Origin of the sequence: Bradyrhizobium betae (assembly GCF_050632175.1) — a bacterium.
Taxonomy (GTDB): domain Bacteria; phylum Pseudomonadota; class Alphaproteobacteria; order Rhizobiales; family Xanthobacteraceae; genus Bradyrhizobium; species Bradyrhizobium betae_B.
Genome location: NZ_CP192576.1, coordinates 5,063,300 through 5,081,635, shown reverse-complemented (window position 1 = coordinate 5,081,635; position 18,336 = coordinate 5,063,300). Strand labels below are relative to the sequence as shown.

17 protein-coding genes and 3 pseudogenes are annotated in these 18,336 nt (G+C 64.1%); 9 read left to right on the top strand and 11 right to left on the bottom strand.

The genetic code is table 11. From position 1 onward, the window contains the following. Positions 1-214: 214 nt before the first annotated feature. From ACQ86E_RS24430 to ACQ86E_RS24400, 7 genes and pseudogenes are all read right to left on the bottom strand, one after another. A complete protein-coding gene (locus ACQ86E_RS24430) occupies positions 215-499 on the bottom strand; it encodes a hypothetical protein (protein ID WP_431202159.1) in 285 nt (94 codons plus the stop codon). A 46-nt stretch (positions 500-545) separates the two neighbouring features. After that, positions 546-1,508, bottom strand: a complete 963-nt coding sequence (locus tag ACQ86E_RS24425) for an alpha/beta fold hydrolase (protein WP_431202158.1) — start codon at positions 1,506-1,508, stop codon at positions 546-548. A 141-nt stretch (positions 1,509-1,649) separates the two neighbouring features. Further along, positions 1,650-2,864 (bottom strand): acyl-CoA dehydrogenase family protein, encoded by a 1,215-nt coding sequence (locus ACQ86E_RS24420; protein WP_431202157.1) that lies wholly within the window; start codon positions 2,862-2,864, stop codon positions 1,650-1,652. A 200-nt stretch (positions 2,865-3,064) separates the two neighbouring features. Beyond that, positions 3,065-4,276: an ABC transporter substrate-binding protein gene (locus tag ACQ86E_RS24415; RefSeq protein WP_431202156.1), complete on the bottom strand. Its 1,212-nt coding sequence runs from the start codon at positions 4,274-4,276 to the stop codon at positions 3,065-3,067. Between the two features lie 114 nt (positions 4,277-4,390). After that, positions 4,391-4,966 carry an HdeD family acid-resistance protein gene (locus ACQ86E_RS24410; RefSeq protein ID WP_431202155.1) on the bottom strand — a complete coding sequence of 192 codons (576 nt, stop codon included), beginning with the start codon at positions 4,964-4,966 and terminating at the stop codon, positions 4,391-4,393. A 153-nt stretch (positions 4,967-5,119) separates the two neighbouring features. Then, positions 5,120-6,017, bottom strand: a pseudogene (locus tag ACQ86E_RS24405) (alpha/beta fold hydrolase). 75 nt (positions 6,018-6,092) lie between these two features. Continuing rightward, positions 6,093-8,176 (bottom strand): annotated as a pseudogene (locus tag ACQ86E_RS24400) (putative bifunctional diguanylate cyclase/phosphodiesterase). Between the two features lie 457 nt (positions 8,177-8,633). On the opposite strand from ACQ86E_RS24400, the gene ACQ86E_RS24395 reads away from it, so the two are divergent. From ACQ86E_RS24395 to ACQ86E_RS24380, 4 genes and pseudogenes are all read left to right on the top strand, one after another. Continuing rightward, the gene (locus ACQ86E_RS24395) at positions 8,634-9,179 is read left to right on the top strand and encodes a sigma-70 family RNA polymerase sigma factor (RefSeq protein WP_431206551.1); all 546 of its coding nucleotides are present in this window, start codon (positions 8,634-8,636) and stop codon (positions 9,177-9,179) included. Beyond that, positions 9,176-9,250 (top strand): annotated as a pseudogene (locus ACQ86E_RS24390) (ChrR family anti-sigma-E factor); the annotation flags it as partial. The gene ACQ86E_RS24395 and the pseudogene ACQ86E_RS24390, both read left to right, overlap by 4 nt. After that, on the top strand, positions 9,216-9,824 hold the full coding sequence (locus ACQ86E_RS24385; RefSeq protein ID WP_431206550.1) for a ChrR family anti-sigma-E factor: 609 nt from the start codon (positions 9,216-9,218) through the stop codon (positions 9,822-9,824). The pseudogene ACQ86E_RS24390 and the gene ACQ86E_RS24385, both read left to right, overlap by 35 nt. A 77-nt stretch (positions 9,825-9,901) precedes the next feature. Further along, positions 9,902-10,525: an RNA polymerase sigma factor gene (locus ACQ86E_RS24380; protein WP_431202154.1), complete on the top strand. Its 624-nt coding sequence runs from the start codon at positions 9,902-9,904 to the stop codon at positions 10,523-10,525. A 13-nt stretch (positions 10,526-10,538) separates the two neighbouring features. Here the strand turns inward: ACQ86E_RS24380 and ACQ86E_RS24375 are convergent, their stop codons facing one another. From ACQ86E_RS24375 to ACQ86E_RS24360, 4 genes are all read right to left on the bottom strand, one after another. Beyond that, positions 10,539-10,991 carry a TspO/MBR family protein gene (locus tag ACQ86E_RS24375; RefSeq protein ID WP_431202153.1) on the bottom strand — a complete coding sequence of 151 codons (453 nt, stop codon included), beginning with the start codon at positions 10,989-10,991 and terminating at the stop codon, positions 10,539-10,541. Positions 10,992-11,095: 104 nt separating this feature from the next. Further along, positions 11,096-11,923: a metal-dependent phosphohydrolase gene (locus ACQ86E_RS24370; RefSeq protein ID WP_431202152.1), complete on the bottom strand. Its 828-nt coding sequence runs from the start codon at positions 11,921-11,923 to the stop codon at positions 11,096-11,098. A gap of 221 nt (positions 11,924-12,144) precedes the next feature. After that, entirely contained in the window at positions 12,145-12,738 is a 594-nt protein-coding gene (locus ACQ86E_RS24365; protein WP_431202151.1) for a LysR family transcriptional regulator substrate-binding protein, read from the bottom strand. Further along, complete coding sequence (locus tag ACQ86E_RS24360) at positions 12,720-13,043, bottom strand: LysR family transcriptional regulator (RefSeq protein ID WP_431202150.1); 324 nt, start codon at positions 13,041-13,043, stop codon at positions 12,720-12,722. The genes ACQ86E_RS24365 and ACQ86E_RS24360 overlap by 19 nt, the downstream gene beginning before the upstream one ends. A 152-nt stretch (positions 13,044-13,195) precedes the next feature. Between ACQ86E_RS24360 and ACQ86E_RS24355 the strand changes: the two genes are divergently transcribed. From ACQ86E_RS24355 to ACQ86E_RS24335, 5 genes are all read left to right on the top strand, one after another. Continuing rightward, positions 13,196-14,347, top strand: coding sequence for an ABC transporter ATP-binding protein (locus tag ACQ86E_RS24355; protein ID WP_431202149.1), 1,152 nt, complete (start codon positions 13,196-13,198; stop codon positions 14,345-14,347). Next, positions 14,340-15,287 carry a carbohydrate ABC transporter permease gene (locus ACQ86E_RS24350; RefSeq protein ID WP_431202148.1) on the top strand — a complete coding sequence of 316 codons (948 nt, stop codon included), beginning with the start codon at positions 14,340-14,342 and terminating at the stop codon, positions 15,285-15,287. Before ACQ86E_RS24355 ends, ACQ86E_RS24350 begins: the two co-directional genes overlap by 8 nt. After that, positions 15,284-16,120, top strand: a complete 837-nt coding sequence (locus ACQ86E_RS24345; protein WP_431202147.1) for a carbohydrate ABC transporter permease — start codon at positions 15,284-15,286, stop codon at positions 16,118-16,120. Before ACQ86E_RS24350 ends, ACQ86E_RS24345 begins: the two co-directional genes overlap by 4 nt. A 29-nt stretch (positions 16,121-16,149) precedes the next feature. Then, positions 16,150-17,430, top strand: coding sequence for an ABC transporter substrate-binding protein (locus ACQ86E_RS24340; protein ID WP_431202146.1), 1,281 nt, complete (start codon positions 16,150-16,152; stop codon positions 17,428-17,430). Positions 17,431-17,495: 65 nt separating this feature from the next. Continuing rightward, positions 17,496-18,320: a phosphodiesterase gene (locus ACQ86E_RS24335; RefSeq protein ID WP_431202145.1), complete on the top strand. Its 825-nt coding sequence runs from the start codon at positions 17,496-17,498 to the stop codon at positions 18,318-18,320. Positions 18,321-18,336 lie beyond the last annotated feature (16 nt).

Genomic DNA, 18,336 nt, shown 5'->3' with positions numbered 1-18,336 from the left:
AGGGCGCCGCAAAATGCGGCGCTCGAGCCGGAACACCATCATATCTCCTTTGATTTTTTCGATCGTCCGGTTCCCGACGCTGCAGACCTGGCCAAGCGAACGCGGAAGCGTATCGAACTTGCGCCAGTCGTTTGCAGATTCTGAGCCAACCCCTTGGCTGCGGAACCGTCGTGGGAACCAGAGCGGCTCCGCACGGTGTTTTCGTTGCCGCTGTCTAAGACAGGGAATGAGTCAGCAGCATGACTCCTGGCGCCACGTCCGGAGTCTTACGTGCCGGCGGCAAAAGCGCGCTGCGCCGACATCCGCGAAAACCGCAATCGCGCGCGACAGCGGGCACGTCGATGATCGTTGCTGGGCAAAGGAAGCCTGACGCGCCGCGCTTGATCAGCGCCTTGCCCGTCACCACGCAATCAGCATTTGTTTCGCGCGGCGTTGAACCATCGCCCTGGTTGCATTCGAAGCGATGGTCGAAGTGTTGCGGTTTCGCGAGGGCCGCCAAGGACGAGCCTTGACATGCTATTGGGAAAAGCCGAGCGGCCTGCCCGTCATTTCCCGTCGAGGAAAGCGCGCACCTTGCTCACGGTCTGCGCCGGCTGCTCTTCCATGATCCAATGCCCGGAGCCGGTGATGATGCCGCCGTCGACCTTGGTGCCGACGTCGCGCATGATCGCAGCTTGCTGATTGCCAAAGGACTTTTCGGCGCCAAGGGCAAGGATCGGCATGTTCAGCTTGGTTCCGGCAAAGACCTTGTTGTCGGCGGCGTCCTTCCCGAACGCGGCGAATTGCTCGAAGGCGTAATGCATGTTGCCGGGCCGGGCGTACAGCTTCGCATAATGGTTGCGCGTCGCCTCGTCGATGGCCTTGGGATCAGCCGACAGCTCGTTGTAGAACCGGTCGAGATAGATGCGTTCGCGGCCCTTGACCAGGCGATCGACGTCAGGCCCGCGAAAATTGAAGTGCCACAGCATGGGGCTCTTCAGGATTTCGTCCCAGGGACCGATACCAGGCAGCGGCGCGTCGATGACGACCCATTTGGTGATGCGATCGGAATATTGCGCCGCCAGCGCATAGCCCACCATGTTGCCGATGTCGTGAGTCACCAGATCGGCCTTCTGGACGTTGAGCTTGTCCATGACCATGGCGATGTCGACGCCCTGGTTTTTCTTGTCGTAGCCGCCTGCGGCTTGCGACGACAGCCCCATCCCGCGCAGGTCCGGAACGATCACGGTGTGGTCCTTGTAGAGCGCCTTGGCGAGCGGCGCCCACATGTCGCCGGTGTCGGCAAAGCCGTGCAGGAGCACGACCGCCGGTCCCTTTCCGCCAATGCGGACATGCAGGGTGACGCCGTTGACCGAAATACGCTCGATTCTGAAATCCGCAGGAAACGGCTCGACTGCCGCAAGGGCGGATCGGCCGCTCCAGACGATCAGAATCGTCAGGATGGAGGCGAAAATGGCCGCGATGGACCGCGTGCCGGAGGTCCGGCTGCCCGAGACAAAACTGTACATTGTTGACCTGCCGCTGATGTGCCGAGCGCAACAACGTCGGCAGTGACGCACCTAAGAATCCGGTGCATCAAAGCATACCATGCTACCTTGCGGCTAGATGCGAGCCCCGATTTTTGCGCGAACGCCCAGAAAGCTGTCTGCCTACGCCATCACACCGCCGCGCTTGATCAGCGCCTTGCCCACGGCGGCGAGATGCACCTGATCCGGTCCGTCGCCGATGCGGATGAAACGTGCGTAGACATAGGCGCGGGCCAGGAACGTATCCTGCGAGACACCGGCGGCGCCGTGGATCTGGATGGCGCGATCGATGACACGGGCGGCCATGCTGGGGACCACGATCTTGGCCGCGGCGATCAGGTCGCGCGCGGCCTTGTTGCCTTCGCGGTCCATCCTGTCGGCGGCTTGCAAGGTCAACAGCCGGGCCTGCGCGATCTCGCAGAACGAATTTGCGATGTCCTCCTTGACCGAGCCCTGCTCGGCGAGCGGCTTGCCGAAAGCAACGCGCGAGACCGCGCGCTGGCACATCAATTCCAGCGCGCGCTGGGCGCAGCCGATCAGGCGCATGCAGTGATGGATGCGCCCAGGCCCGAGCCTGCCCTGCGCGATCTCGAAGCCGCGGCCTTCGCCGAGCAGGATGTTGTCGGCGGGCACACGCACGTTCTCGTAGACGATCTCGGGGTGGCCGACCGGCGCGTCGTCGTAGCCGTAGGTGAGCATGTCGCGAACGATGCGCACGCCCGGCGTTTTTCTGGGCACCAGGATCATGGACTGCTGGCGATGGCGGTCGGGATCGTCAGGCGCGGTCTTGCCCATCACGATCAGGATCTCGCAATCCTCGTTCATCGCGCCCGAGGTGAACCATTTTCGTCCGTTGATGACGTAGCTGTCTCCGTCGCGCTTGATCTCGCACTGGATGTTGGTGGCATCGCTGGAGGCGACCTGTGGCTCGGTCATCGAGAAGCCGGAGCGGATGCGCCCGTCCAGGAGCGGCTTCAGCCAGCGCTCCTGCTGCGCGGGCGTGCCGTAGTTCGCCAGCACCTCCATGTTGCCGACATCGGGCGCCGAGCAGTTGAATACTTCGGGTGCCCAAAGGATGCGGCCCATGATCTCCTTCATAGGCGCGTAGTCGAGATTGGTCAGCCCGGGACCGTGTTCTCCTGACAGGAACAGGTTCCAGAGCCCCTGCTCCCGCGCCAGCCGCTTCAGGTCCTGAAGAACCTGCGGCGTCCTGTAGCGCGTCGCTTCCGGCTTCACCTGCTCGTAATAGAGCTCCTCGACCGGCTCGACATGCGTCCGCATGAAATGGCGAACGCGCTCCTGAAGCTCTAGCGATCGTGCGGAGTGTTGAAAGTCCATGGTGTTCTCCTCTTCCCTTCTCCCCTTGTGGGACAAGGTGGCGCGAAGCGCCGGATGAGGGGTTGTATCCGCGAGTTCAAATGTAGAGACGACGCGCGGAGAGAGACCCCTCACCCGGCTCGCCGCTTTGCGGCGATCCACCCTCTCCCACAAGGGGAGAGGGTTAATCGTCTCTGCGGCCGCTCGCCACTCACAGTGCCTCACGTCCCCCGCAGCAGTTCGCTCGCCACGACCCAGTCGTTGCCGTCGAATTGAAGCATATAGCCGTCCTTGATCGGGCGAAAATCCTGCGGCGTGGTGTTGAGCGTGATGCCCGGCAGCAGCAGCGACAGCGGCACTTTCTTCAGGTTTGCCGCCTGCGCCATGATGTTCTCGCGCGTCAGATTGTCCTTGCACTGCTTCAGCACCACCACCAGCGCCTCGGCAACCGTGTAGCCGTAGAGCGCGGCGACGTTGTTGATGTCGGCATTGGGCAGCCGCCTCTTCACGAAGTCGATATAGGCCGACATCGCCGGATCGTCCTTCGGCTGCTCGACGAACGGCTTCAGCGAGCCGAGCGACAGCACGCCCTTGCCGGCATCGAGCCCGGCCGGCACCATCACGGTCGCCTTGTTGGCGCAGCCCGAAGCGAGGAAGCGCGTCGCCTGCCAGCCGACCTCATGCGCTTTGCGAATGGCCTGCGCGCAGGCGCGCGGCGTCACGGAATAGATCATGAAGACGTCGGCCTTGGTGCTCGCCAGCGTCAGCACCTGGGAATCGACGGTGGGATCGGTGACCTCGAAGCTCGAAGCCATCGCGATCGCCTTGTCTGCATCCGCACCAAGCGCTTCCTTGACGCCGCGAAGATATTCCTTGCCGGCGTCGTCGTTCTGGTAGAGCACCGCGAAGCGCGCATTCGGGTTCTTGGCGCGGGCATAGGCGACGTCGATCGCGGCCTCGCTGGTGTAGTTCGGCGCCCAGGGCAGCGCCATCGACCACGGCATGTTGGCCGGGTCGTTCCATTTCGAGGCCGAGCTGATCAGGAACAGTTGCGGCACCTTGTTGCTATTGAGGTACTTGGCGATCGCCGAGCTCGGCGCGGTGCCCATGGTGGCGAAGATGAAGGCGACGCCATCGCCCTCGACCAGACGCCGCGCGGCTTCCATGGTCTTGGGCGGCGAGAACGCGTCGTCGAGCGACATGAGATTGAGCTTGCGGCCGTTGACCCCGCCCTTCTCGTTGACCTCGTCGAAATAGGCCGAGATCACCCGGCCGGTGATGCCGAGCGGCGATGCCGGGCCGCTATAGGGCATGGTGTTGCCGATCTTGATCTCGGTGTCGCTGACACCGGGTCCGTAGGATTTTTGCGCAGAAGCGGATGTCGACAAGCAGGCGGCAGCCAGCGCTGCAGCCAGGGCCAAAGCGGCTCTCATGGTTTCTCCCCGGTGATTTTCGCCGCGCGGCGAAGCGACGGCGCGACGCGCTGCTTTTTGTCAGCGCGTCAGATCAGCGGAGTTCTGCAAGATGGTCTTGCGTCGAGTTGCTGGTTAGTGCCGCTGCTTCAGGCTGAAGCCGAGGCTGATCCAGCCCGCGCCGGCCATGATCAGGTCGATGCCGAGGAACAGGCCGAGGATGTAGACGCTGTTGACAGGCCAGCGCGCCACGATCAGCAATCCAAGCAGCAGCGTGATGGCGCCCGAGAGCGCCACCCAGACCCACGGGCTTTCGCGCTTCATGCTGAAGGCGAGGAACAGCCGCACCGCGCCCGAGGCGATCAGCGATGCGCCGAGGAAGAACGTCAGCAGCACTGCCGCGAACAGCGGGTTCTCGAAGGTCAGGAAGCCCGCGACCACATAGAGCACGCCGAGCAAGGCCCAGATCAGGAACTTGCCCCAGCTCTTCATCTGAAATGCGCCGATGATCTCGGCCGCGCCGGCGACGATCATCATGGCGCCGACCACGATCACGCTCGCCGCCGTCGCCATCACCACGCTGCCGAGCGCGACGAAGCCGGCGATGAGATAAACGACACCGAGCGCGACGATCCAGCCCCATTTGGCACGCAGCACCGCAATGCCGGAGCCGAGGCTTGAATGATGAGATGTATCCGAAGCACTTGTCATGACGCCACTCCTGCATGCGAAGCCCGGGGGCACACTTCAGGATAGCATGAACCGGACCGGGACGACAGGCAGCAGAGCAGCCCTCACCGATAGCAACATTGACGCAAATCAAGATCGAATGCGGCGGTTCAGGCGCGGCGTTTCTTAGGAAACTCAGCCGCGCTCCGCCGCCTCGCGCACATCCAGCACAGCCTGCGCCCATTCGGCGGGCCGTTCCTGCGGCAGGTTATGGCCGGCCCCGGCGAACACGCGCCGCTCGAAGAAGCCCTCGAATTTCTTCGCATGGTGCGCGGTGCCCGGATTGACACCGTCGCTGTCGCCGTCGATCGCAATGGTCGGCACGCGCATCGGCGGCTGCGCGGCGAGCTTTGCCTCGATCGCGGCATAGGCGGGATCCCCCGCCACCAGCGCGTAGCGGTGGCGGTAGGAATGGATCACGACGTCGACGAAGTCGGGATTGTCGAACGACGCCGCGCTCTTGTCGAAGGTCGCGTCGTCGAAGGCCCAGGTCGGCGACCACATCGCCCAGAGCTGGCGGGCGAAACCGCGGCGGTTGCGGCTCGAGCGCGCGGCGGCCGCGCTCGTTGTGGAAGAGATATTGATACCAGAGCGCGGCTTCCTCCGGCGGCGAGGCCGGCTCCATCGCACGGGCGATGTTCTGGATGTTGTAGGAATTGCCGGTGACGAGTCCGATCACGCGCTCGGGATGCAGCACCGAGACGACGCAGGCCGCGCGTCCACCCCAGTCATAGCCGCCGAGGACCGCACGTTCGATGCCGAGCGCGTCCATGAAGGCGAGCAGATCGGCGCCCAGCGCCGCCTGCTCGCCGGAGCGCAGCGTCGAAGTTGAACGAAACCGCGTCGGACCGTAGCCGCGCAGCCAGGGCACCAGCACCCGCGCGCCTGATAGCGCGAGGATCGGAGCGGCCTCCGCATAGGCATTCACGTCATAGGGAAAGCCGTGGCCCATGATACAGGGCCAGCCGTCGGGTGTGCCGTAGTCGAGATAGGCGATCTCAAGCACATCGGTGGTGACGGATTTGTGTTGCATGCGACATTTTCCGGAGGGGATGCGAGGTCGCAGCTTAGGCCTTCAAGACGATGGCACTCAAGTGCCGGCGAGAGTTCAGGCCGCAGCGACCGGCCTGCGTATGGCCTGCGCGTGCTGCGCTTCAGCAGGTTCCAGGATCTTCTGGTCGTCGATCATGCGATTCACGACATCAACCGGCATCGGCTTGCCGAACAGATAGCCCTGCACGCTGTCACAGCCCTCCTCGCGCAGGAAATCGAGATGACGCGTGGTCTCGACACCCTCGGCCAGCACGGGGATGTTGAGACTGCGCCCGAGCAGCAGCGTCGCCTTGACGATCGCGGCCGCATGCACGCTGGTCTCGACCGCCTGGACGAAGCTCTTGTCGACCTTGATCTTGTCGAACGGGAAGGCCTGGAGCGTCGACAGCGAGGAATAGCCGGTGCCGAAATCATCCATGGCGACGGTCACGCCGATCCTCTTCAGGGCGAGCACCACCTGCAGCGCATGCTGGCGGTCGGCGATGATACCACTCTCGGTCAGCTCGATCTCCAGCCGCGCCGGCGGCAGCCCGGTCTCCTTCAGAATTTCCGCGACCCGCCGCGACAAATCGTGGTTGAGCTGCATCGGGGCCACGTTCACCGCGACCCTGTACGGCAGGCGCCAACGCGCGGCGGTCTGGCAGGCCGTCCGCATCACCCAGTCGCCTATCTCGATGATCAGGCCGGTCTCTTCCGCGATCGGAATGAAGGCATCCGGCGGGATGCGCCCCTTCTGCGGGTGGTTCCAGCGGATCAAGGCTTCGAAACCGACGATCCCTCCGGTCTGCGTATCGTTCTGGACCTGATAGTACAGCTCCAGCTCGTTGCCGATCAATGCGCGCTTGAGATCGATCGCAAGCTCGGCGCGGGCGCGGCTGGCCTCGTCCATCGACGGCTCATAGGTGCAGATCTTGCCGCGGCCGAGGCTCTTAGCGCGATACATCGCAAGATCGGCGCGCTGGGTGAGACACTCGCTCGTCTGCCCGTGCTCGGGAAACAGGGCAACGCCGATGCTGCAACCGACCGCAAGGGTCTGATGCTGCCACTCGACCGGCTCGAGCACGACCTTGCGCAGCCGCTCGGCGAACTTCACCGCCTCGCCGCGCGCGAAGATCTCGCTCTTGACGACGACGAATTCGTCACCGCCGATCCGGGCCAGGAACTCCCCTGCTGCAACTCGGCCGAGATACGCCGGGCGACCTGACGTAGCAGATGATCACCGCCGACATGGCCATGCACGTCATTGATGTCCTTGAAGCGGTCGAGATCGATCGCCAGCACGACGACGCGCGCGGTGTCGTCGACGCGGCCGGACAGCAGATCAGTCAACCGCTGCGCCAGCCCGTTGCGGTTCGGCAGTCCGGTCAGCGGATCATGCATCGCCTGATGCTTGTAGCTCTCGGTCGCCTCATTGGCGGCCTGCAGGTCGATCGCATACGCCGACGCCCCCATCGCCATGATCAGGCTGACGCCGACGATGACGCTGGTGATCATGAAGGTGTCGGACAGGGTCTGCAGCGGCACGGCGATGTCGAAGACCGGGTATATCGTCACGGCAGCCATACCGGTGAAATGCAGCGAGACGATCGCCAGGATCATCGCGAGCGTGCCTCCATATTTGCAGAAGCGCGTGATCGGCCGCGCAATGCGGTTGGCGGCCACAGCGCCAAAGCCCGCCGCGAACACGACAGACAATGCAACGAGCGGGTAGTTCCAGCCGAGCACACCTGGAATCTCGAACCCCGCCATCCCGGTGTAGTGCATTGCGGCGATGCCGAGACCGAAGATCGCGCCGCCGCCCTCGACCGCGGGCCCGAGCCGGGTGCGGGTCGTCATGAAGAACCCCATCCAGGCCAGGATCACGGCAATCATCAGCGAAGCAAACGACAGCGCCGGCTCAAAGGCACGCGCGACCGGCGCGTTGTAGCCGAGCATGGCCGCAAAATGGGTGGTCCAGACGGTGCCGCCCGCAACCAGTCCGGACAGGAACAGCAGGTGCAGCCGCCGCATGCCGGTATTGCGGCGAACCCGTGCCAACAACCGCATCGACAGCAGCGAGCCCAGCACACAGACGAGCGCCGCAGCCAAGACGTAGCTGAGGTCATGCTCCGCAGGCAGACAGGTCAGGGCTTGCCACATCGAATGATTTCTCCCGAATGCGAGAAACGGGCTTGGCGTGAGAACGGATCAGGGTGGGTCAATTGTTGGTTAGAAAAGTACGAATGGCGGCCCGGAGCATGAAGCGCAGGCGGGAGATCGAGCCACAGCGGCCCTTAAGTGCCGGTTAGGACGCCGCTCTGGTCCCGGCTTCAAAGGGAATAAACCGGAAGCAGGATGAAGAAGAGGTGAGCGGCCGCCGCGTCACCGACGGCAACCGGAACCCCGCTTGTCGCAGGCCGGGCGAACGCCTAAGACATGACCACCCGGCAGGTGATCCAAACGGCGGCGTCCATCGTTTCCGAGCGGATACACCAACCGAGGCTTCATGAACGCCGGTCTTCCAGCCCTGAGCAGGTTCGTACGGAGCAGGCCCTCCGTGCCCGCTCGTCGCTGGATCCGGTTGCAACGGACACCATTGGAAAGGCCCAAGGCGACGGTGGAATGGGCTGAATTGATCGGACGTGTCGCGGCCCATGGCGATCGCGATGCCTTCAAGCTTCTGTTCGAGCATTTTGCTCCTCGCGTGAAGGGCCTCCTGATGAAGATCGGGACGGACGCCGACACCGCGGAGGAAATTGCGCAGAGCACGCTGCTTGTCGTCTGGCGCAAGGCGGCTCAATTCGATCCGTCGTCCGGCGGCGCGGCCGCGTGGATCTTCACCATCGCGCGGAATCTGCGCATCGACGCGGCCCGGCGCGCGGTGCGACAGGCGCGTGCCGACCAGCCCGGCCTGATCGATGACGCCGACGACATCGCGGACTCGCCGGAGATCCTCATGACCCGGGGCGAGGACGTGTCGCGCGTCGCGGCAGCGCTGCTTCGCCTGTCGGAGGAGCAATCCAGGGTGGTCCGGATGTCGTTCATCGAGGAGCGCCCACATGCCGAGATTGCCGAGAGTCTCGGCATTCCCCTGGGAACCGTGAAATCACGCATCCGACTGGCCATGAGCCGCCTTCGAGACCTGCTGGACGAATCCACATGACGATCAGCCACCACCCACCGGATGAACTGCTTGCCGATTTCGCAACGGGCCGGCTCGACGAGGCTGATCATCTCGTTGTCGCCGTACACGTCGCGCAGTGCCCGGCGTGCCGCCGCTTTGCCGGGGCGATGGAGCATCTGGCCGGCGCCGCGGCTCGAGGAGACCGCACCGGTTGCGATGAAGGCCGATGCGTTCGCGGCGATCATGGCGAAGCTCGACGAGCCGCAGCCGGCGCCGCGCGCCGATGTCCCGCTCCCCGCCGGGCTTCCGGACGAGGATTTGCCGGAGATCTTGCGCCGCTGCCGCTTCGGCAAGCAGCGCCGCGTGGCACCCGGCCTCAAGCTTCAACCGATCATTCTGCCGAGCGCGAAACAATCGCGCGCGTTCCTGCTGTGGTCTGCGCCGGGCGCTCGCATGCTGCAACACTCGCACTCGGGAACGGAGCTGACCTGCGTGCTGAAGGGCAGCTTCAGTCACGAAGCCGGCCGCTACGGCCCCGGCGATTTCGACTTCGGTGACGGCGACGTCGATCATCAGCCGGTCGTGGGACCGGAAGAGCCTTGCCTGTGCCTGGTCGCCATGACCGGAGACCTGGAACTGCATGGACTGCTTGGCCGGCTGATTTCACCTTTCGTCCGGCTTTGAGCGCGACCTCCGGTCGCGGAGGTGATCCAGCGCCGCGCAACGATCGTTTCCTTGCTGACTGATGCGGGAGACGAAGTATGAGCTGCGGCCGCGCCGTTCAAAGGGATGCAAGCATCGAGCGGTTGAGCGTCCTGCTTCGGCGCGCCGGAAGCGGCGACCAGCAGGCCTTCGCGGAATTGCATGCGTCGACACGGAACAGGCTGCGGAAAACCGCGCTGTCGGTGTCACCGTCGATCGTCGATCTCGACGACCTGCTTCAGGAAGCCTATCTCAAGATCTGGAAAAACGCCGCGAGTTTTGATTCCCAGCGCGCTTCGCCGATCACGTGGATGTGCACGATCATGCGCAACACCACGATCGACGCGCTTCGGCTCAAGCAGGTGGCAACCGCCGATCTGGACGAAGCCTTGTTCGTGCCCGACGCCGGAGGGCGGGATGCCGATCCGTTCGACTACGATCTTGTTCAGCCGATCGCGGCTGGTGTTCTCGACAGACTTCCACGGGATCGCCGGCATCTGCTTTCGCTTGCCTATCTCGAGGGTGAAAGCCGGCTGAGCCTGTCGCGGCGCTTTGGCGTGCCCGTCGGCACGATCAAGACCTGGCTGCATCGGACGCTTGCCTCGGTCCGCGCCGATTGCCTGGCTTGTGCGTCGGGCGCGGCCGCGCCTCATCCGATCGCCTCGCCGCCGACGGCCGGATAACCCGAGCCGCGGCTCAGTTGAGCAAGAAAATGCTGGCGTTGAGCAGGGTGGCAAATGCCACCCAGGCGAGGTAGGGCACGAACAGCGCCGCGGCCACGCGATCCGCCCGCCAGCGCTCGACGATGAATCCGATGATCGCCAGCAGCATCGCGACAATCACGGCCAGCGCGACGCCGGTTCGATGCCACGTGAAGAAGACCGGCGACCAGGTGAAATTGAGCAGCATCTGCGCGGTCCAGAGCAGCATGCCCGCGCCGCGCGGCGCCCGCTCCCAGGTCCGCGCGCCGGCGAGCGCGATGAGCAGGTAGATCACGGACCAGGCCGGCGCAAAAATCCAGTTCGGCGGGTTGAAGGGCGGCTTGGTCAGCCCGGCATACCAGCCCCCGGGCAGGTTCGTGCTGCCGATGGCAAAGCCGATCCCGAACACGACCAGGACGAACAGAGCCGCTCTTGCATAGGTTACCATCAGCCAACGCCGCGCGTGATCAAGACAGGGGTCATCCCTTCAACGCTGCAGCGGCAGGATTGGATCACCTGGGGGACACGAACCGACGTCGCTCCGCCCGCCCTTTATTTCTGAGGTCCTGACAGCGAGATCTCGCGTTCAGCGCGGAAGACGTTGCTGTAGAGGTTGGCGATCCACTGCCGGCCGATCTCGGTCTTGTTGAGATAGCCGATCTCGGTCTGGATGTGCGGTGCGACGCTGTTCCAGTAGAACTGTGGATAGCGGTTCACGATGTCTGCGGGCGAGTCGTAGCCGAGCTGCCGGTTCATGCCGACCTCCTCGAACTCGTAATAGAGGGCATTGGCCTTGCGCAGATAGTTGGGATCGCCGAGCTGACCGATGAAATCGGCGGCGCGCAGGATCGAGGCGTCCTCGTCGTAATCCTGACCCTCGCGGGCCGGAAAACGCGTGCCCTCGATGGCGCGGGCAATGCGCTCGCTGTCGAGACCCTCGACCGGCCGCAGCCGCTGCTCCACGTATAGCTTCGATCGGTCGACATGATACATCATCAGACTGGCATCCGATGCACCCCGCGGCAGAGAGACCTTGTTGCCCGCCGCGTCGATCACGAAGCCGTCCTCGTCGTCGTCCTCGAACAGGCCACGGACGTAGCCGATGTCGTGGGCGAGGCAGGCGACGAGGATGTGGGTGTAATCCTCCGCCGAGAGGTGTCCATGCAGATGGCGGCCCTGGAGGATCGCCTGGCCCGCCAGCGTCACCAGCATGGTATGCTCGATATTGTGGTAGAGCGCATCGCTGTTGCCGATGCACTCCAGTGCCGTGCGCGTCGCCCCCTCTACGATCCTGGCAGAGTGCTCGTCGTAGCGCCGACGCATGAACGTGCCCAGCAACTTCTCCAGGGATTCGGCCGCCAGTCTTGGCAACGTGATCATGGATTCAGCCCCGTTTGTCGGTGGTGTCCCACGCGTTCTCCCGACGCCCCGCTCTTGTCCTCGACGCAGGGGCCAGCATAGCCCATCTTGGGCCGCCTGACCAAATCCCGGGAACCCAAATTTGGCAATATGTTACAATCCCGCTGCGCAACATCCCGGTTGAGGTCACATTTCGTCACACCTTGAGGGTGGGCAGGAACGGTCCCGGTCCGACCGCCCCTTCAAGGCGCAGCCAGGATGTCGGCCGCGTCGGCCGAGCGCGACAGACTTCTGGCCAGATAGAACAATTCGACCAGCTTGCCGCGTCTACCGGCCAACGAGAAGATGTATTCAGGCGACTCCGCCTTGATTTCCGCGATCGCCACCTTGGCGATGCGATCGACGCGGCTCGAGCCGTGCTCCCAGACAAACCCGACACCGAGCCGATTGGCGACCGCCTCCAGCATGCCCTCCCGCGTGTTGACGATGATCGCTGGACTTGCGCGCAGATTGACGGCGCGAAACGCCCTGTCCACGGCACGCTGGGTCGACGAATCCCGGGTGCGAAAGACCAGCGGATACTGCATCAGGCTGGCGACCGACACGCGCGATTCACGGCTCAGGTCGTGAACGGGATGGCAGATCGCGACGACGCGCTGCTGCACGCAGGGTTCGCGACGGAAGCGATTGTCCTGCGGCACCTCCGGCAGCACAGCGACGTCGACACGCTGGTCGACCACGGCCGCCATGATCGCCGACCAGCTTCCGATCTCGATGTTGATCTGAATCTTCGGATACAGATTGCGAAAGGCCGCGATCAGCGCCATGCCCGGCATGGCGTTGCCGAGCCCGATCCGAAGCTCTCCCCCGTCAGCTCATCGCGCTGCTCCAGGATGGCCAGCGCGTCCGCCTCGATCGCCTGCATGCGGTTTGTCGAGGCATAGAGCCGTCGGCACAGCGACGTCGCGACCAGGTTCTGGCCGTGCCGATCGAACAGCGCAACGGCGAATTCGGCCTCCAGGTCGCGCACAAGCTGCGCAACCGCCGGCTGCGACACGCCCAGTCGCCTGGCTGCGGCCGCAAAGCTGCCGGTCTCGAACACCGCATTGACCGCTCTGACGCGCGACGACGTCAGCGCCACGACAAACATCCCAAGGCCGATATCCCCCGCTCAGGACCACACGAAAGCAAAACCTGGGATACCCATAAGCAGGGCCATTGACCGTTATGTGAATGTCGCATGCGCTCCCTACTGCTCCGTGCGCCGCAACAGGCAGCAGGGGACCAGCGCGAATGGCGCAAATCGAGCTTTCCGCAATCCGCAAATCCTTTGACGGTACCGACGTCCTGAAGGGCATCGATTTCCGCATCGAGGACGGCGAGTTCATCTCCCTGGTCGGTCCTTCCGGCTGCGGGAAATCGACCCTGCTGCGCATCATTGCCGGGCTGGAGCCGCAGAATTCCGGTCAGATTCACATCGACGGCGTGACTGTGGACGGCATTCGCCCGAGCGCGCGTAACCTCGCGATGGTCTTCCAGTCCTACGCGCTCTATCCGCATTTGAGTACCTTCGACAACATCGCGGTGCCGTTGCGGATGCGGCGCCTCTCCGCGATCGAACGGCTGCCGCTCCTGGGCGCGCTGCTGCCGAGCCGGCGCGCCAAGGAACGGCTCATCAGTGCCGACATTGCGGGGATCGCCGAGCAACTCGACATCGCTCCGCTGCTGCGGCGCAAGCCCGGGCAATTGTCCGGCGGACAGCGGCAACGCGTCGCGGTCGGACGCGCCATGGTGCGCGAGCCCCGGGCGTTCCTGTTCGATGAACCGCTCTCCAATCTCGACGCGAAACTGCGCGTCCACATGCGCGCAGAGCTCGCCGAACTGCACCGCCGTCTCAACGCAACGTTCGTCTATGTCACGCACGACCAGGCCGAGGCGATGACCATGTCGAGCCGGATCGCCGTCATGATGGCGGGTGAATTGATCCAGGCCGGAACGCCCGCAGAGATCTACAACGACCCCGGCGATATTCGTGTGGCCGAGTTCATCGGCAGCCCCAAGATCAACATTTTCCCCGGCCGGATCCGGAAGGACGGCGGCATCGACGTGCTGGGGACGGCCCTCAAGCTTGCGTGCGGCGCGACGACCGGCGACTGCCGCGTCGGCGTGCGTCCGGAGCGGATCGAGCTCGGCACAGGGCCATTCTCCGGAACGGTCGTCCATCTGGAAAACCTCGGCGCGGAAGCATTCGTCCATCTCGCGATCGAAGGCGCCGCCTTGCGTCTGATCGCGCGGCTCGCGGATGTCAGGCACATGCCCGCGATGGGCAGTCGTGTGGCCTTTGGCTTTGCCCCCGACGCAGTGCGGGTTTTCGATCCCGCTGGACAGCGGATCGAGCTCAGGCTGGAGCAGCCCGAGCGCATCCGTGAGCCCGCCCATGTCTGACGGCTCCATGACGATTGATGCGGCCGTCGTCTCCACCACTGCGCCAAGGCGGGCGCTGCAAGCTCACGGCAGCCGGCGCACCTACGCTGCCTACGCCCTGGTGACGCCGGCCGTCACGCTCATGCTGGCGATGCTGCTTGGTCCGCTCGCCGGCGTGATCGCCCTCTCCTTCACCGACTATCAGCTCGGCGCGCCGCATTTCTCATGGATCGGGCTGGCCAATTACCAGGACCTGTTCGCCGACAGGGTGTTCTGGATCGCACTGCGCAACACGCTGACCTATGTCGTGATCGTTGTGCCCGGCGCCGTGATCGCCGGCCTTGCGATCGCGCTGCTGATCCAGAGCGGCACGAGTCTGCGCAGCCTCTATCGGACGATCTACTTTCTGCCTGTCATGGCGACGCTGATCGCCATGGCGGTGGTGTGGGAGTTCATGCTGCATCCGCAATTCGGCCTGGTGAACGGGCTGCTGCGCAGCGCGGGCCTGCCCGCCTTCGCCTGGCTGCAGGACCGCAGCACCGCCCTCTACGCACTGTGCGCGATCGGTATCTGGCAGGCGGTCGGATTCAACATGGTGCTGTTTCTCGCCGGCCTCGTCTCCATCCCCAAGCAGCTCTACGAAGCGGCCGAGATCGACGGCGCATCGAGCGGCTGGGCCCGCTTCCGCCTCGTGACCTGGCCGATGCTCGGGCCGATCACGACCTTCGTCGTGGTGATCTCCGGCATCCGCTCCTTCCAGGTGTTCGACACCGTGCACGTGCTGACCAAGGGCGGCCCGTCGAAATCCACCGAGGTGCTGATCCACACCATGTACACGGAAGGCTTCGAGTTCTTCCGCTCAGGTTACGCCGCGGCAATCACCGTGGTTTTCCTGGTCTTCGTTCTCGCCCTCACGCTCGTCAAATCGAGGCTCGCCGATCGCGGCGTGCATTACACATGAGCCATTCGCATCCCATCCCGTACCGGGCGATACTCCGCCATGGACTCCTGATCGCGGGCGCCGCGATCATGCTGGCGCCGTTCATCTGGATGATCTCGACCGCATCCAAGCCGCAGACCGAGGTCTTTTCCAGCGAGCTGCATCTGATCCCGCACCAGTTCGCGCTGTGGGACAATCTGCGCGAGGCCTTCGCCAAGGCCAATCTCCTGCGCTTCCTGGTGAACGGCGTCATTGTCACGGTCTCGATCTTCGTGCTGCAGATCATGGTGGCGCTGCCGGCAGCCTATGCGCTGGCGAAACTTCGCTTCGTCGGCCGCGAGACGCTGTTCGCACTCGTGCTGTTCGGGATCCTGATCCCGCCGCAGGCGACCGCGATCCCGATCTTCCTGTTGCTGCACAAGCTCGGCCTGCTCGACAGCTATGCCGCGCTCGTCCTGCCTTTCACGATCTCCGTGTTCGGCATCTTCCTGATGCGCCAATTCTTCAAGACCGTTCCGGACGATCTGGTCGATGCCGCGCGGATGGACGGCATCTCCGAGTTCGGCATCGTCTGGCGGGTGATGCTGCCGGCCGCGATCCCGGCCGTCACCGCCTTCGGCATCTTCTCGGTGGTCGCGCATTGGAACGACTATTTCTGGCCGTTGATCGTGCTCAACAGCGAACAACTGCGTACGCCGCCGCTTGCCGTGGCGCATTTCCGCAACAACGAGGCCGGCACCAGCTACGGCCCGCTGATGGCCGCCGCGATGGTGATCATCGCGCCGCTCGTCATCGCGTTCCTCTTCGCCCAGCGCCGCTTCATCGAGGGCATCACCCTCACCGGGATCAAGTGACCACGTTACCTCAACCAGGGAGACTATCCATGCTGAAGTCCTTCATCGCCGCCGCGGCTCTGTCGCTTGCGGCCGGCTCTGCGCTCGCGCAGACCCAGACCGAGATCGTGATGCAGTATCCCTATCCGGAGCTGTTCACCGAGACCCACAAGCGCATTGCCGACGAGTTCGCCAAGGTGCACCCGGAGATCAAGGTCACCATGCGTGCGCCTTATGAATCCTACGAGGACGCCACCCAGAAGGTGCTGCGTGAAGCGGTGACCAACCAGATGCCCGACGTGTCCTTCCAGGGACTGAACCGCATCCGCGTCCTGGTCGACAAGAATATCCCGGCCGAGCTCGGCGGCTACATCGCCGCCGAAAAGGATTTCGACAAGCAAGGCTTCCACCAGGCGATGTATGACATCGGCACCGCCGGCGGCAAGGTCTACGCCCTGCCCTTCGCGATCTCCCTGCCCATCGTCTACGTCAATCTCGACCTGGTGAAGCAGGCCGGCGGCGACGTCAACAACCTGCCGAAGAGCTGGGATGATCTGCTGGCGCTGGCGAAAAAGGTCAAGGCACTGGGCAATGACACCAACGGCGTCACTTATGCCTGGGACATCACCGGCAACTGGTTGTGGCAAGCGCCGGTGTTCGCGCGCGGCGGCACCATGCTCAACGCCGACGAGACCAAGGTCGCGTTCGACGGACCGGAAGGCAAGTTCGCAATCAACATGATTGCACGGCTCGTCAATGAGGGCGGCATGCCCAATCTCGACCAGCCGTCGATGCGCGCGGCTTTCGCGGCCGGCAAGACCGGCTTTCACATCACCTCGACCTCGGACCTCAACAAGGTCACGCAGATGATCGGCGGCAAGTTCGCGCTCAAGACGATCCCCTTCCCCGACGTCGCCCCCTCCACCGGCCGGCTGCCGGCCGGCGGAAATGTCGTGCTGATCCTCGCCAAGGACAAGGCCAAGCGCGATGCGGCGTGGGAAGCGGTGAAATTCTGGACCGGTCCCAAGGGCGCTGCGATCATGGCTGAAACCACCGGCTACATGCCGCCCAACAAGGTCGCCAACGACGTCTATCTGAAGGACTTCTATGTCAAGAACCCCAACAACTTCACCGCCGTCGGCCAGCTCGCGCTGCTCACGAAATGGTACGCCTTCCCCGGCGACAACGGCCTGAAGATCACCGACGTGATCAAGGATCACTTGAACTCGATCGTCTCCGGCGCTCGTGCGAAGGAGCCCGAAGCAGTCCTCTCCGACATGGCGGCGGACGTGCAGAAGCTGCTGCCGAAGACCACCGGCGCGGCCCGCTGAGCGTCCTGACATCCGACAACACAGGGCGCCACCGGCGCCCTGTGCCTCGACAACCGGAGATGACGATGAAGCTGCTTCATCTGAGCGACATCCACCTGACCGCACCGGGCGCCACCATCGGCGGCCGCGATCCGCGCGCCAATTTCGAACGGGCGCTAACACATGCCCTGCGAGATCATCCCGACGCCGAGCTGATGGTCATCACCGGTGACCTCTCGGACTGGGGCGATCTTGCCGACTATCAATGGCTCAAGCAGCGCCTTGACGAATATCCGCTGCCGGTCCGGCTGTGCATCGGCAACCACGACCGCCGTGCCGCCTTCCTGAGCGTCTTCCCCGATCTCGCCGACGAGAACGGCTTTGTCCAGGGCATTCACGATACGGCCCCGGGCCGCTGCCTGTTCCTCGACACCGCCCACCCCGAGACGCATGCCGGGCGCTACTGCGAGGACCGTCTCGGCTGGCTCGACGCGCGGCTGACGGAACATGACGGACCGTTTCTTCTGTTCATGCACCACAATCCGATGCCGGTGCATATGGTGCCATTCGACCAGATACGGCTGCTCGACGACGCGGCTTTTCGCCAGCTTGTCGCCCGCCATCGCAGCAAAATCCGTCACGTCTTCTTCGGGCACTGTCATTTGCCGCTTGCCGGTTCGGTGGCAGGAATTCCCGCGTCCTCGCTGCGCGGCACCAACCATGCAAGTTTCCCGCTGTTCTCCGAGACCCGGCTGCTGAGCGCGTCCGACCTGCCGCAAGCCTATGGCGTCGTCTTTTTCGGGGACGACTACGTGACCGTGCACATGGTGGAATTCGGCTACGACGGTGCCATCCGCGTCGAAGGTTCGCCCGACTACCAGGCCTGGGATCGCGAAACCATGGTGCGATGATCGGCGGGCGCCGACC

What these genes read in the sequence shown, in the direction of transcription:
- ACQ86E_RS24425 (WP_431202158.1), bottom strand. Translation starts at nt 1,508, where the DNA reads ATGTACAGTTTTGTCTCGGGCAGCCGGACCTCCGGCACGCGGTCCATC.
- ACQ86E_RS24420 (WP_431202157.1), bottom strand. Translation starts at nt 2,864, where the DNA reads ATGGACTTTCAACACTCCGCACGATCGCTAGAGCTTCAGGAGCGCGTT.
- ACQ86E_RS24415 (WP_431202156.1), bottom strand. Translation starts at nt 4,276, where the DNA reads ATGAGAGCCGCTTTGGCCCTGGCTGCAGCGCTGGCTGCCGCCTGCTTG.
- ACQ86E_RS24410 (WP_431202155.1), bottom strand. Translation starts at nt 4,966, where the DNA reads ATGACAAGTGCTTCGGATACATCTCATCATTCAAGCCTCGGCTCCGGC.
- ACQ86E_RS24380 (WP_431202154.1), top strand. Translation starts at nt 9,902, where the DNA reads ATGAGCTGCGGCCGCGCCGTTCAAAGGGATGCAAGCATCGAGCGGTTG.
- ACQ86E_RS24375 (WP_431202153.1), bottom strand. Translation starts at nt 10,991, where the DNA reads ATGGTAACCTATGCAAGAGCGGCTCTGTTCGTCCTGGTCGTGTTCGGG.
- ACQ86E_RS24370 (WP_431202152.1), bottom strand. Translation starts at nt 11,923, where the DNA reads ATGATCACGTTGCCAAGACTGGCGGCCGAATCCCTGGAGAAGTTGCTG.
- ACQ86E_RS24365 (WP_431202151.1), bottom strand. Translation starts at nt 12,738, where the DNA reads ATGCCGGGCATGGCGCTGATCGCGGCCTTTCGCAATCTGTATCCGAAG.
- ACQ86E_RS24355 (WP_431202149.1), top strand. Translation starts at nt 13,196, where the DNA reads ATGGCGCAAATCGAGCTTTCCGCAATCCGCAAATCCTTTGACGGTACC.
- ACQ86E_RS24350 (WP_431202148.1), top strand. Translation starts at nt 14,340, where the DNA reads ATGTCTGACGGCTCCATGACGATTGATGCGGCCGTCGTCTCCACCACT.
- ACQ86E_RS24345 (WP_431202147.1), top strand. Translation starts at nt 15,284, where the DNA reads ATGAGCCATTCGCATCCCATCCCGTACCGGGCGATACTCCGCCATGGA.
- ACQ86E_RS24340 (WP_431202146.1), top strand. Translation starts at nt 16,150, where the DNA reads ATGCTGAAGTCCTTCATCGCCGCCGCGGCTCTGTCGCTTGCGGCCGGC.
- ACQ86E_RS24335 (WP_431202145.1), top strand. Translation starts at nt 17,496, where the DNA reads ATGAAGCTGCTTCATCTGAGCGACATCCACCTGACCGCACCGGGCGCC.